The organism is Streptomyces sp. NPDC002574, from assembly GCF_042889545.1.
GTDB lineage: Bacteria > Actinomycetota > Actinomycetes > Streptomycetales > Streptomycetaceae > Actinacidiphila.
In genome coordinates this window covers 44,110-56,121 of the sequence record NZ_JBIARB010000018.1, presented here as the reverse complement: position 1 = coordinate 56,121, position 12,012 = coordinate 44,110, and the positions used below count along the sequence as shown (strand labels likewise).

Genomic DNA, 12,012 nt, shown 5'->3' with positions numbered 1-12,012 from the left:
GCGGCTTACATGAATCGTTACGCAGGGGCGCAGGGGCGCAGGGAACGGGCCGGGGCGGTTCAGCGGCCGCAGAAGGGCCCGCCGGCGCCGAAGGCACGAGCGGCGAAGCGGTGTCCCATGCGCCGGTAGCCGGCGGCGTTGGGGTGCAGCGAGTCCGGCAGGTCGGCCACGTCGTCCGGGCCGAACAGCTCGCGGCCGTCCAGGTAGTGGAGCCGGCGGTCGCCCGCGGCGGCCCGGTCGGCGACGATGCGGGCCAGCTCCGCCCGGATGACGGTCAGTGTCAGCGCGCCGCCGGGCACGTCGCCGGGGTCGCCGAGCGCGACGACGCGCGGGACGGCGGCGGAGACGTCGGGCGCGGTCGGTCCCGGGGTGGTCTCCACCGCGGGGCAGCTGATGGGGGAGACGACCAGCAGCGGGGTGCCGGGGTGGCCCTCGCGGACGGTGTCCAGGAAGCCGTGCACCGCCGGCCCGAACGAACGCAGCCGGAAGGCGGCCCGGTTGACGATGTTGATGCCCAGCTTGAGGCTGATCAGGTCGGCCGGCAGGTCCCGGATCGTCCGGGCGACGTACGGGTCGAGCATGGCGTTGCCGCCGAGCCCCAGGTTCACCAGCTCGGCCCCGGCGAGGCTCGCGGCCAGGGCCGGCCAGGTACCGGTGGGGGAGTCGGCGGCGGCGCAGTGGCTGATGGAACTGCCGTGGTGGACCCAGCGCGGGCGCCCGGTCGGCCGGGGCGGCAGTACCTCGGCGTCGGCCCGCAGCCCGACCACTTCGGTACGGGTCTGCTGGGGCAGCCACAGTTCGAGGTCCTTCTCGCCCTCCGGCAGCCCCTCGAAGCGCACCCGGCCGGGCGGCCCCGGCTCCCGGCGCGCGGGCGGCGCGAAGAGGTCCGGCTTGTGCAGGACGTGACCGCACGGGGCGGGCCGCGTCCCCGCGTACACGCCGTCCACGGTCAGGTCGACCGCCCCCGCGGGCAGCGGCTCCGTGCTCCCGTCGAGCTGCCACACCGAGGTCAGCAGTTCCAGTTCGACGGCGCGGGCCGCGGTGCGGAACGCCAGCCGCACCCCGGACGGCAGCGCGGTGACCTCGTCCATGAAGGCGTCCGGGTACTGCGGGCGGGTCCAGGCGGGCAGGCGGCGCGGCAGCAGGCCGGCCTCCGTGCGCTCCAGGTCGAGGGCGCCCCGGAACTCCACGGGTCCGCCGTCGAGCGGGATCTCACGCAGGGCACGCAGCGCGGTTGTCACGATTTCTCCCTGCCCGCGACCTGTGCCCGGTACACGGGGTGACCGGCTCCGGTGGGGGACGGCGGACCTGCCGTTCCCCACCGGCGCGGGTCAGGGGATCAGGACGACCTTGCCCGTGGTGCCCCGGGTCTCCAGCGCGGTGTGGGCCGCGGCGGCGTCCACGAGCGGGAAGCGGTGGACGCCCGGCCGCAGCCGTCCGGCCGCCGCCTCGGCCAGGGCCGCCTCCTCCAGGGCGCGCAGTCCGCCGGGGCCCCCGGCCCGTGCCATGGCCGGGCCGAGGACGACCGCCGAGGTGATGCCTCGTGCCGCCCGTTCCTCGTCGGACAGTTCCCGTGCCCCGCCGGAGGCCCACCCGTAGACCACGTGCCGCCCGCCCCGGCCGAGCAGGTCCACCGCCCCGCGCCCGAGATCCCCGGAGACCGCGTCGAAGACGACGGTGGCGGCCCGCCCGCCCAGGGCGGCCCGGGCGGAGTCCGTCCAGCCGTCGGCCGTGTAGTCGACGGCCGCGTCGGCGCCGAGCTCCCGGACCCGTGCGGTCTTCGCAGGGCCGCCGGCGAGGCCGAGCACGGTGGCCCCCGCATTCCGGGCGGCCTGGACGAGCAGGGTGCCGATGCCGCCGGCCGCCGCGGTCACGACGGCGACGTCGTCGGGGCCGACCGGTGCCTGGCGCAGGATGCCCATCGCCGTACGCCCGGTGCCGACCATGGCCACGGCCTCGGCGAAGCCCAGTCCGTCCTGCAGTACGTGGGGCCTGTCGACGGCGGTCACCGCGCGTTCGGCGTAGCCGCCGGGCACCATCCCCAGGTGGGCGACGACACGCCGGCCGAGCCACTCGCGGCCGACGCCCTCCCCGACGGCGTCGACGGTGCCGGCGACCTCGCGGCCGGGGACGGTCGGCAGGGCGGGCAGCGGGTACGGGCCGTCGAAGTCGCCCGAGCGCAGTGCGGTGTCGATCAGGTGGACCCCGGCGGCGGCGACCGCGATCCGCACCTGACCCGGGCCGGGCTCGGGGTCCTCGGTCCTCTCGTACCTCAGGTTGGCGGCCGGGCCGAACGCGTGGAGACGGATGGCGTGCACGAAGTGCCCCCTACGGAGATGCGCGGAAACGTGAGCGGGCGGCCGGACCGGGTCCGCACCGCCCACTGTTCGTCCTCAACCGGGGTTGAGGTCAACCGCGTCACGCCAGGATCTTCGTCTTGGCCCGCTGGTACTCCTCCTCGCTGAGGTGGCCGTTGCTCTTGAGGTCGGCGAGCTTGGCGAGCTGGTCGACCGGGCTCCCGGCCGCGCCGTGCGGCCCCGCGGCGGCCGTACCCGAACCGCCCGCGGCGGCGTCGCGGACGTACTGCTTGAAGGCCGCGTCCGCCTCCTTGACCTGCTTCTGGTCCCGTTCGGCCATGCTCTTGCCGCGGGCGATCACGTAGACCAGCACGCCGAGGAAGGGCAGGAAGATGAGGACGATGATCCAGCCGGCCTTGGCCCACCCGCCCAGCGAGTGGTCACGGAAGAGGTCGCCGATGATCCGGAAGAGCAGGAAGAACCACAGCACCCAGCAGAAGATCAGGAGCATGGTCCAGAACAGGTTCAGCAACGGGTAGTCGTCCATGCCCCCAAGTGGACGACGGCCAAATGGGTCCCGCACGCCGGACGGGGCCGTCCGGGCGACGCGTCCGCCTCGGTCACACCCGCGGGAAACGGGCCTGCAGGTCCCATATCGCGGGGTTGGCGTCCAGGCCGTCGTGCATGTCGGTGAGGTCGGCGATCAGGTCGTGCAGGAAATCGCGGGCCTCGCGGCGCAGCTCCGTGTGGGCGAAGGCCAGCGGCGGCTCGTCCGGCGCCCAGTCGGCGGTGACGTCCACCCAGCCGAAACGGCGCTCGAAGCGCAGGCGGTCGGTGGACTCGGTGAAGTCCAGCTCCGCGCGCTGGGGGCGGGCCGCGCGGCCGCCGAGCGGGTCGCGGTCCAGGTGCTCGACGATGGCGCACAGCGCCCACGCGAAGTCCAGGACCGGCACCCATCCCCAGGCTGTGGACAGTTCGCGGTCGGCCTTCACGTCCGCCAGGTAGACGTCCCCGCAGAACAGGTCGTGGCGCAGTGCCCGCACGTCCGCGGTGCGGTAGTCGGTCTGCGGGGGGTCGGGGAAGCGGCGGGAGAGCGAGTAGCCGAGGTCGATCACCCGCCGATGGTACGTGGCGGCCCCGGCGGCAGGTCCTTGTGCAGGACGGCGCAGGGGCGGCCCATCTGGCGGTCCTCGCGGTGGTCCACGATCCGGTAGCCCAGCGAGGTCCAGAACGCGAGCGCGCCGGGGTTGCCGTCGAGCACCGCCAGGCGCGCGCCGTCCCGTCCGGCGGCCCTCAGCCGCGCCTCGACGCGTCCGGCGAGCTCCCGGCCCAGGCCCGCCCGCTGCCGCCCGCCGTGCACCATCAGCAGGCCGATCCAGGGGTACGGATCGAGGGGGTCCGGGTGCTCGGCCAGGGTGACGGCGATGCCGGCCAGGCTGCCGTCGGCGCCGTCGCGGGCGAGCAGCACCTCCACGGCGGGGTGCGCCAGTTCGGCGTTGAGGGCCGAGGCGACCTGCTCCGGGGTGACGTGGTCGGGGTCCGGGAAGTCCCCGCTGACGCGGTGGAAGGCGGCGTTGGAGGCGTACAGCTCCGTCAGCTCGTCGAGCAGACCGGGCGGCAGGGCGCCGTCCCGCGGGGCCAGGACTTCGAGGGGGGCGAGGGACTCGGACGAAGGCATGCCCCGCACGCTAGTCGCGTGCGGGGCACGGGGCGCCTGATGAAAGGCTCGCTCAGAGACCGACACCGAAGTCGGTGGCGATGCCGGCCAGGCCCGAGGCGTAGCCCTGGCCCACGGCGCGGAACTTCCACTCGGCGCCGCTGCGGTAGAGCTCGCCGAAGACCATGGCCGTCTCGGTGGCCGCGTCCTCGCTCAGGTCGTAGCGGGCGATCTCGGCGCCGCCCGCCTGGTTGACGATGCGGATGTAGGCGTTGCGGACCTGGCCGAAGTTCTGGGTGCGCGTCTCGGCGTCGTAGATGGAGACCGGGAAGACGATGCGGTCGACGTCGGCCGGCAGCCCGGCCAGGTTGACGTTGATCGCCTCGTCGTCGCCCACGCCCTCGCCGGTGCGGTTGTCGCCGGTGTGGACGATGGTCTGGTCGGGCGTCTGCTTGTTGTTGAAGAAGACGAAGTGGCCCTCGGAGTAGACCTTGCCGCTCGGGTTGAGGGCGATGGCGCTCGCGTCGAGGTCGAAGTCCGTGCCGGTGGTCGTGCGGACGTCCCAGCCCAGGCCGACCGTGACGGCCGTCAGGCCCGGAGCTTCCTTGGTGAGCGAGACGTTGCCGCCCTTGGACAGGCTTACAGCCATGGGAGTCCCCTCCGTGATGTCGGTCGTACGTGCCGACGATGACGCTACCTTCACAGGGGTGAACGCGGTCAGGGGCGCGCACGGTTCCTCAACGGCGCGAAAACCCTGTGACGTGGGCGCCCCCGGCCGGGATCATGGGGGCATGTCCGGATCGCTGCCGCTCGTCGTCCGCGGCTCGGTCTCCGTCCCGGAGGCCGAGCTCCAGTGGCGTTTCTCCAGGTCGTCCGGGCCGGGCGGCCAGCATGTCAACACCTCCGACAGCCAGGTGGAGCTGCGCTTCGACCTGGCCGCCACGGAGTGCCTGCCTCCGGTGTGGAAGGAACGCGCCCTGGAGCGCCTCGCGTCCCGCCTGGTGGGCGGTGTGGTGGTCGTACGGGCCTCGGAGCACCGCTCGCAGTGGCGCAACCGGGAGACGGCGCTGACCCGTCTCGCGGCGCTGCTCGCGGAGGCCACGGCGCCGCCGCCGAGGGTGCGCCGGCCGACGAAGATCCCGCGCGGGATCAACGAGCGGCGGCTGCGGGAGAAGAAGCAGCGCGGCGAGACCAAGCGCGGGCGCGACGCGCGGGGCTGGAACTGAGCCGTGCGGGCCGGGTGGCGCCGGGCCCCCGCGGGGCGCCGGTGTCAGCTCAGGTGCCGGTAGCGGCCTCGGAAGTACACCAGGGGCGCGCCGTCGGCGCTGGGCGTGCGGGCGGTCAGCACCCGTCCGACGACCAAAGTGTGGTCGCCGGCCGTGACGCGCTGGTCGGTCTCGCACTCCAGGACCGCCAGGCCGCCGCCGAGGATGGGGGCGCCGGACGCCTCGCCGCGGTAGTAGGCCACGTCCTCGAAGAGCAGGCGGTCGCTGATGCGGCCGCGCATCGCGAAGCGCCCGGCGATGTGCCGCTGGCTCTCGCTGAGCACGGAGACGGCCCACCGCGGGCAGCGCTCCAGCACGTCGTCCATCCGGGAGTCCTCGCGCAGGCTCACCAGCACCATGGGCGGGTCCAGGGAGACCGAGATGAAGGCGGTCGCGGTCATGCCGACGTCCTCGCCGTTCGGGCCGTCCTCGGGGTCGTGGGCGGTCACGAGGACGACACCCGCGGCGAGTCGGCTCATGGCGGCGCGGAAGGCTTCGCCGTCCACGACCGGGAGCTCTGGCTCGGAACCGTCGGGCACGGTCCCAGGATGCGGGATGAGGGGCGGGGAGGTGATTGACTGTGGCACGCCACGACGCTAGCCGTACCGGTGCCGCACCCGCATCGGACTTCGGATCGAGCCTGGTCCTAGGACCTCCCCCCGCACCCCGGTTCCGCCGTCCGACCCCCGCTCACCTGGCCGCTTGTGTTCAATGGGTGAAGGCAATCCCCCGGCGAGCTCTACGCTGCGTGATCGGAACACGACAATCATCTGTGACTTGAGTCACAGGTGGCATGAATTGTTGACCCTGTGTACCGGTCGTGGTGCTCGCTGTGATTCAGTTGCGGTGGGAATCGGACCACAACGGACCACAAGCAGTCTCAGGAGTTGTCGTCGAGGGCCCGGGAGAGCGCATGGACACCGAGTCGGAGCCGTATGTCCGTCTCGCGACCCTGCGCCAGGTGCACCAGGTGGTGGCGGACCTCAACACCGGGCGCAGCCTCGCCGACACCCTGCAGGCCGTCGCCGACGGGGTGGTCAAGGGCTTGGGCTTCGAACTGGCCGTGGTCAACCTCGTCCGCCCGGACGGCGACCTGGTGGTCGCCGCCGTCGCCGGGAGCGCCGCCGCCGAGGCCCTGATGGCCGGACGCGTGGGATCGCGCGCCTCCTGGGAGCGCCGGCTGACCATGGGCGAGCGCTGGGGCACGCTGCGCTTCATACCCCACCACGAGGGCTGGGTGCTGGACGGCGACGACGTCCCCGGCTGGCCCGGCGACGGACCGCTGCCCCGCTTCCCCGACGAGTGGCACCCCGAGGACCGGTTGATCGCCCCGATGTACGCCAATCCCTCCGGGGCCGGCGAACTGATCGGCGCGATCTCCGTGGACCGCCCGGTGGGCGGCCGCCGCCCTGGCCCCTGGGGCCGCGAGGCACTGCAGATGTACGCCTTCCAGGCCGCCATCGCGATCAGCAACGCGCGTCTACGCGCAAATATGCAACGCGCGCTGGTCCGCCTCGAGCGTGAGCAACAGGCGCTGCGGGCCAGCGAGGAGAGCTTCCGGCAGGCCTTCGAGTACGCCCCCAGCGGCATGGCCATCGCCGAGATGGGCGGGGACCAGCACGGCAAGCTGGTGCGGACCAACGACGCGCTGTGCCGGCTGCTCGGCCGTCCCGCGGCCCTGCTGCGCCGCCACTCCTTCTCCGACCTGGTCCACCCCGAGGACGTCGGCGTGCTGCTGCGCACCAGCGCCGAGGGCGGCCGCGCCGAGCTGCGACTGCAGCGCCGCGACGGCTCCTACCTGTGGGTCAACCTGCGCAACTCCGTCGTCGCCGACACCGCCGACGGACCCCGCTTCCTGCTCACCCACGTCGAGGACATCGAGGAGCGCAAGGGCCGCGAACTGGCCCTCGCCCACCGCGCCAGCCACGACTCGCTGACCGGCCTGCCCAACAGCGCCGAACTGCGCGCCCGGCTGTCCGGGCGGATCTGCTCCCGGCCGCAGGCCCCGGACGCCGACGGCCACACCGCGGCGGACGGGGGCGGCGACGAGTTCGCGTACAGCTACGGCTTCGACCCCATCGAGGGCGGCGTGCCGCCGCTGGCCGGCTACGACCACCACACGCACACCCTCCCGCCCGCCGACGACCCCGAGGGCGGCAAGGGCCTCGCGGTGCTCTTCTGCGACCTGGACGGCTTCAAGTCGATCAACGACCGGTTCGGCCACCACACCGGCGACGCGGTCCTCATCGAGGTCGCCCGCCGGCTCACCAGCGCCGTGCGGGACGGTGACACCGTTGCCAGGCTCGGCGGCGACGAGTTCGTCGTCCTCGCCGACGGCCTGGGCCGCGAGGACGCCGAGGACCTCGCCGTCCGGCTGCGGAACGCGATCATCCCCCCGATCCGCTTCGAGGGGCGCGCGGTCCGGGTCGGGGCGAGCTTCGGCATCGGCTGGGCGGGCTGCGGCATGACCGCCGACGAGGTGCTGCACTCCGCCGACCAGCGCATGTACATCGAGAAGCGCTCCCGCAACGGCACGCGCAGCCACCGCCGCGCGGGCTGAACGACCGCGTCCACCGCCCCCGGCTCGTCCTCCGGAACAGGGTCCGCGTCCAACCTGCGGAGTACCCGGGATCGCTCTGCCGGTTGACTCCCGCACGCATCCACCGTGCCTACGCTGGGTTACGTGCAGCGCCTCTACGACTTCCTCCGCCGGCACCCGACCTGGGTCGACACGTTCTGGGCCGTCGCCCTGCTCGGGCTGTCGTGCCTGTGGATGGCGGCGGGGAGCATCGGGACGGACTCACGGGCGACGGCCGCCACGCTGTGCGTGGCGCTGTCCCTGGTGGTGGCGCTGCGCCGCCGGGCGCCGGAGCGGATGCTGCTGGTGGCGATCCTGGTCGGCGTCCTCCAGCTGGTGGCCGATGTCCGGGTGAACCCCGGCGACTTCGCCCTGCTCGTGATCATCTACACCGTCGCCGCGAACAGCGCCCTGTGGGCGTCCCGGCTGGCGCTCATCGGCGGACTGCTGGCCTCCCCCATCGCGTCGGTGCGCTGGCCCACCGCGCACCAGAGCGGCTGGAGCCAGGTCGTCGGGGCGTTCTTCCTGGCCATCCCCTTCGCCCTGGCCTGGGTCATCGGCGACAGCCTGCGCACCCGTCGCGCCTACTACGCGGAGCTGGAGGAGCGGGCGGCCCGCCTCCATCGGGAACGCGAGGCCCAGTCGAAGGCCGCGGTGGCGGCCGAGCGCGCCCGGATCGCCCGCGAGCTGCACGACGTCGTCGCGCACAACGTCTCGGTCATGGTGGTCCAGGCCGACGGCGCCGCCTATGTGCTGGACGCCTCCCCCGAGCAGGCCAAGCAGGCCCTGGAGACCATCTCCAGCACCGGCCGCCAGGCGCTCACCGAGATGCGCCGGCTGCTGGGCCTGCTGCGGGCCGGGGACGCCGTCGGCGGGGAGTACGTGCCGCAGCCCGGCGTCGACCAGCTCGGCGACCTCGTCGAGCAGGTGCGCGGGGCCGGGCTGCCGGTGGTCTTCGAGGTCGAGGGCGACTCCCGCCCGCTGGCCAGCGGCGTGGAACTCACCGCGTACCGGATCGTCCAGGAGGCCCTGACCAACACCCGCAAGCACGGCGGCCCCGACGCGCGGGCCAATGTGCGGCTCACCTTCCGCGACAGCGAACTGGCCCTGCTGATCGAGGACGACGGGCGCGGCGCCCAGCAGGAGCTGTACGAATCGGGCGGCGAGGACGGGCAGGGCCAGGGCCTGATCGGCATGCGCGAGCGGGTCGGCATGGTCGCCGGCACCCTCGACGCCGGCCCGCGGCCCGGCGGCGGCTTCCGGATCAGCGCCGTGCTGCCCGTGAAGGCCGCGCGGTAGCCGCGGATGTGACCGACGTGACCGACGTGCCGGGAGCGGTCGGCACGGACCAGACAGCGTTCGACCAGACACAGGGAAAGAGGCACCGGTACCCATGGCGATCCGCGTGATGCTCGTCGACGACCAGGTGCTGCTGCGCACCGGCTTCCGCATGGTGCTGCAGGCGCAGCCGGACATGGAGGTCGTCGCCGAGGCGGGCGACGGCGCGGAGGCGGTGGAGACGCTGCGCACCGCAGAGGTGGACGTCGTGCTGATGGACGTCCGCATGCCGAAGCTCGACGGGGTGGAGGCGACCCGGCTGATCTGCGCCGCCCCGGACGGCACCGGGGCCCGCGTACGGGAGCCCGGCGACGGCCCCCGGGTGCTGATCCTGACCACCTTCGACCTCGACGAGTACGCCTTCTCCGCGCTCAAGGCGGGGGCCAGCGGCTTCATGCTGAAGGACGTCCCGCCGGACGAGTTGCTGGCCGCCATCCGCGCCGTCCACAGCGGCGACGCGGTCGTCGCGCCCAGCACCACCCGCCGCCTGCTGGACCGCTTCACGCCCCTGCTGCCGAGCGTGTCCCAGCCCAGCCACAAGGAGCTGGACCGGCTGACCGACCGCGAGCGCGAGGTGCTGCTGCTGGTCGCCCAGGGCCTGTCCAACGGGGAGATCGCCGCGCAGTTGGTGCTGAGCGAGGCGACCGTGAAGACGCACGTCGGCCGCATCCTCACCAAGCTCGGGCTGCGCGACCGCGTCCAGGCCGTCGTCCTGGCCTACGAGACCGGCCTCGTCCGGGCGGGCGGCGGCGCGGCATAGTGCCCGCCCGGCATCGGCCTGTACGTCGCCGATGACGACGGCGGCCCGGCCCCCGGGACGTCCGCGATCGTGCGGGGCAGCACGGTGGGCCGCGGGCCCCGCGCAAGCTGCGGCCGAGGGGGCCGGCGCTCGATGTGGTCCGCACATCGAGCAGCGCCGGGCGGCTTGCCCGGGCGGGGTGATGAAGAACGGCGACAGCGAGGACCCGCTCCACCGCCTCGGCCGGGGCACCCGGCGGCGCCCGCCCGCACCGGGCGGACGACCCGCGTACACCTGCCGTACGAACGGCTGGGGCAGCGTGACGGCCATGAACCGGGATCAGACACCGTCCGCCGCGGCCGCTCCGCGGTCCGTGGACGGGCTCATGGCACTGCTGGCCGACTGCGCGGACGCCTGGGACACCCCGGACCGCTCGGGCGACCCGGTGGCCATCCTCGACCACGGCCTCCAGGTCGCCGCGGTCCTCGCCGAGCGCCATCCCGGTGACGAGGAGCTGCAGGTCGCCGGGCTCGTCCACGACATCGGGCACTACCTGTACCCCGGGGACGAGGCCGGCCACGGCGAGCACGCCGCCGCGGCCGTCGCCGGGCTGCTGGGCGAGCGGGTGGCCCGCCTGGTCGCCCTGCACATCCCCGCCAAGCGCTATCTGGCGGCCACCGACCGCTCCCTCGCCCTCTCCCCGGAGAGCGCCCGCACCCTGGGCTGCCAGGGCGGCCCCATGACGCCGCGGGAGGCCGCCGACTTCGAGGCCGCTCCCGACTCCGAGGCGGCGGTCGCCCTGCGCCGCGCCGACGACGCGGGCAAGGTCGTGGGCCTGCGCGCACCGGGCCTCGACCACTGGCGGCCCGTGGTGGAGCGGGTCGCCGCGGCGGTCCGGGGCGTCTAGCAGCGGGCTACGACTCCTTGCGGACCTCGCGCACGTAGCCGAGGAAGTCGTCCACGGCACCGGCGACGTCGTCCGCGTCCCACTCCAGGGCGGAGGCGGCGACCGTCACCTCGGTCATGGACGTTCCCGGCGCCTCGCCCGCGGACCAGCGGCCGAAGAGCGCGCGGCGGGTCTCCTCCGCCTGCCGCACGCCCGCCTCGTTGAGCACCTCGGGCGCCTCGAGGAGCCACAGCTGGAACTGGTGGGTGTGCGGCACGTCCGGGTGCACCCGGGCCCATCCGGCCTGGGCCAGGCTCCGGCGCAGGGCCGCCGCGATCGTCTTGGCGTGGGCGACGTACTCCGGCAGCCGGGGCAGTTCGCGGTCCAGCCCGTCCAGCGCCGCCAGGACGGTCGGCCACTGCTGGAAGAGCAGGCCGCCGTAGCGGTGGCGCCAGGCGCGGGCCTCGGCGGCCGGCCCGGACGGCGCGGCCAGCGCGGCGCCCGCGACTCCTCCGAGTGATTTGTAGAACGACACGTAGACGCTGTCGGCGAGCCCCGCGATCTCCTCCAGCGGCTTCCCGAAGTGCGGCGGGCACTCCCACAGCCGGGCGCCGTCGAAGTGGACGACCGCGTCGCGCTCGCGCGCGGCCTCCACGGTCGCCGTCAGGTCCTCCCACGAGGGCAGCACGAAACCGGCGTCGCGCAGGGGGAGTTCCAGCATGAGCGTGCCGAAGGGCTCGTCCAGTTCGCGTATCTCCTGGGCGTCCGGCAGCCGCCGCGCGGTGGTCGGGTGCACGGTCCGCAGCCCGCTGAGCGCCGACAGCGCCCCGCGCTCGTGCCGCTCGGGGTGGGCCAGCGGGTGCAGGGCGACGGTCGGGTTGCCGGTGCGGCCCGCCCAGCAGCGCAGCGCGACCTGCTGCGCCATGGTGCCGGTCGGGAACCAGACCGCCTCCTCGGTGCCGAGCAGCCGGGCCACCCGCTGCTCCACCTCGGCCACGACGCCGTCGCCGTACATGTCGGTGGGGCCGTCCAGTCCGTCCCGGGCGGCCAGCCGGGCCAGCCGGTCCCGCATGGTCGGGTACTTGCCGTGCGACAGCACCTTGTCGCAGGCGTTGACGGCGGCTATCCGCCGCGCCTTCTCGTCGTCCGCAGAGGTCATGCCCCGATCCTGCCGTGCCGGAGGGCGCCGGGGAACATTCGCGTAGCATTGACGAGAACGTCCGGTACCCCCGCGAGGACTGGAACGGAAGGC

13 protein-coding genes are annotated in these 12,012 nt (G+C 74.0%); 5 read left to right on the top strand and 8 right to left on the bottom strand.

From position 1 onward, the window contains the following. Positions 1-59: 59 nt before the first annotated feature. The 6 genes from ACFYXS_RS34430 to ACFYXS_RS34405 form a co-directional block, all read right to left on the bottom strand. Positions 60-1,241 (bottom strand): GDSL-type esterase/lipase family protein, encoded by a 1,182-nt coding sequence (locus tag ACFYXS_RS34430; RefSeq protein WP_389255474.1) that lies wholly within the window; start codon positions 1,239-1,241, stop codon positions 60-62. 90 nt (positions 1,242-1,331) lie between these two features. Continuing rightward, the gene (locus tag ACFYXS_RS34425; protein ID WP_389255472.1) at positions 1,332-2,318 is read right to left on the bottom strand and encodes a zinc-binding dehydrogenase; all 987 of its coding nucleotides are present in this window, start codon (positions 2,316-2,318) and stop codon (positions 1,332-1,334) included. Positions 2,319-2,418: 100 nt separating this feature from the next. Then, positions 2,419-2,844: an SHOCT domain-containing protein gene (locus ACFYXS_RS34420; protein ID WP_389255470.1), complete on the bottom strand. Its 426-nt coding sequence runs from the start codon at positions 2,842-2,844 to the stop codon at positions 2,419-2,421. Positions 2,845-2,917: 73 nt separating this feature from the next. Further along, positions 2,918-3,412: a hypothetical protein gene (locus ACFYXS_RS34415; RefSeq protein WP_389255468.1), complete on the bottom strand. Its 495-nt coding sequence runs from the start codon at positions 3,410-3,412 to the stop codon at positions 2,918-2,920. Continuing rightward, the gene (locus ACFYXS_RS34410; protein ID WP_389255466.1) at positions 3,409-3,975 is read right to left on the bottom strand and encodes a GNAT family N-acetyltransferase; all 567 of its coding nucleotides are present in this window, start codon (positions 3,973-3,975) and stop codon (positions 3,409-3,411) included. Before ACFYXS_RS34410 ends, ACFYXS_RS34415 begins: the two co-directional genes overlap by 4 nt. 52 nt (positions 3,976-4,027) lie before the next feature. Continuing rightward, positions 4,028-4,603: a TerD family protein gene (locus ACFYXS_RS34405; RefSeq protein WP_389255464.1), complete on the bottom strand. Its 576-nt coding sequence runs from the start codon at positions 4,601-4,603 to the stop codon at positions 4,028-4,030. A gap of 142 nt (positions 4,604-4,745) precedes the next feature. On the opposite strand from ACFYXS_RS34405, the gene arfB reads away from it, so the two are divergent. Next, complete coding sequence (arfB, locus tag ACFYXS_RS34400) at positions 4,746-5,180, top strand: alternative ribosome rescue aminoacyl-tRNA hydrolase ArfB (protein ID WP_389255462.1); 435 nt, start codon at positions 4,746-4,748, stop codon at positions 5,178-5,180. A 44-nt stretch (positions 5,181-5,224) separates the two neighbouring features. On the opposite strand, the gene ACFYXS_RS34395 is transcribed toward arfB, so the two are convergent. Beyond that, the gene (locus ACFYXS_RS34395; protein ID WP_389255638.1) at positions 5,225-5,698 is read right to left on the bottom strand and encodes a flavin reductase family protein; all 474 of its coding nucleotides are present in this window, start codon (positions 5,696-5,698) and stop codon (positions 5,225-5,227) included. A 434-nt stretch (positions 5,699-6,132) separates the two neighbouring features. Between ACFYXS_RS34395 and cdgB the strand changes: the two genes are divergently transcribed. The 4 genes from cdgB to ACFYXS_RS34375 all read left to right on the top strand — a co-directional run bounded on the left by cdgB (position 6,133) and on the right by ACFYXS_RS34375 (position 10,781). Then, the gene (gene cdgB, locus ACFYXS_RS34390; RefSeq protein ID WP_389255460.1) at positions 6,133-7,779 is read left to right on the top strand and encodes a diguanylate cyclase CdgB; all 1,647 of its coding nucleotides are present in this window, start codon (positions 6,133-6,135) and stop codon (positions 7,777-7,779) included. Between the two features lie 123 nt (positions 7,780-7,902). Then, on the top strand, positions 7,903-9,096 hold the full coding sequence (locus tag ACFYXS_RS34385; RefSeq protein ID WP_389255636.1) for a sensor histidine kinase: 1,194 nt from the start codon (positions 7,903-7,905) through the stop codon (positions 9,094-9,096). Between the two features lie 94 nt (positions 9,097-9,190). Beyond that, on the top strand, positions 9,191-9,895 hold the full coding sequence (locus tag ACFYXS_RS34380; protein ID WP_389255458.1) for a response regulator: 705 nt from the start codon (positions 9,191-9,193) through the stop codon (positions 9,893-9,895). 307 nt (positions 9,896-10,202) lie between these two features. After that, the gene (locus tag ACFYXS_RS34375; RefSeq protein WP_389255456.1) at positions 10,203-10,781 is read left to right on the top strand and encodes an HD domain-containing protein; all 579 of its coding nucleotides are present in this window, start codon (positions 10,203-10,205) and stop codon (positions 10,779-10,781) included. A gap of 7 nt (positions 10,782-10,788) precedes the next feature. On the opposite strand, the gene ACFYXS_RS34370 is transcribed toward ACFYXS_RS34375, so the two are convergent. Then, the gene (locus ACFYXS_RS34370) at positions 10,789-11,919 is read right to left on the bottom strand and encodes a threonine aldolase family protein (RefSeq protein WP_389255454.1); all 1,131 of its coding nucleotides are present in this window, start codon (positions 11,917-11,919) and stop codon (positions 10,789-10,791) included. Positions 11,920-12,012: the final 93 nt, after the last annotated feature.

What these genes read in the sequence shown, in the direction of transcription:
- ACFYXS_RS34420 (WP_389255470.1), bottom strand. Translation starts at nt 2,844, where the DNA reads ATGGACGACTACCCGTTGCTGAACCTGTTCTGGACCATGCTCCTGATC.
- ACFYXS_RS34410 (WP_389255466.1), bottom strand. Translation starts at nt 3,975, where the DNA reads ATGCCTTCGTCCGAGTCCCTCGCCCCCCTCGAAGTCCTGGCCCCGCGG.
- ACFYXS_RS34405 (WP_389255464.1), bottom strand. Translation starts at nt 4,603, where the DNA reads ATGGCTGTAAGCCTGTCCAAGGGCGGCAACGTCTCGCTCACCAAGGAA.
- arfB (WP_389255462.1), top strand. Translation starts at nt 4,746, where the DNA reads ATGTCCGGATCGCTGCCGCTCGTCGTCCGCGGCTCGGTCTCCGTCCCG.
- ACFYXS_RS34395 (WP_389255638.1), bottom strand. Translation starts at nt 5,698, where the DNA reads ATGAGCCGACTCGCCGCGGGTGTCGTCCTCGTGACCGCCCACGACCCC.
- cdgB (WP_389255460.1), top strand. Translation starts at nt 6,133, where the DNA reads ATGGACACCGAGTCGGAGCCGTATGTCCGTCTCGCGACCCTGCGCCAG.
- ACFYXS_RS34380 (WP_389255458.1), top strand. Translation starts at nt 9,191, where the DNA reads ATGGCGATCCGCGTGATGCTCGTCGACGACCAGGTGCTGCTGCGCACC.
- ACFYXS_RS34375 (WP_389255456.1), top strand. Translation starts at nt 10,203, where the DNA reads ATGAACCGGGATCAGACACCGTCCGCCGCGGCCGCTCCGCGGTCCGTG.
- ACFYXS_RS34370 (WP_389255454.1), bottom strand. Translation starts at nt 11,919, where the DNA reads ATGACCTCTGCGGACGACGAGAAGGCGCGGCGGATAGCCGCCGTCAAC.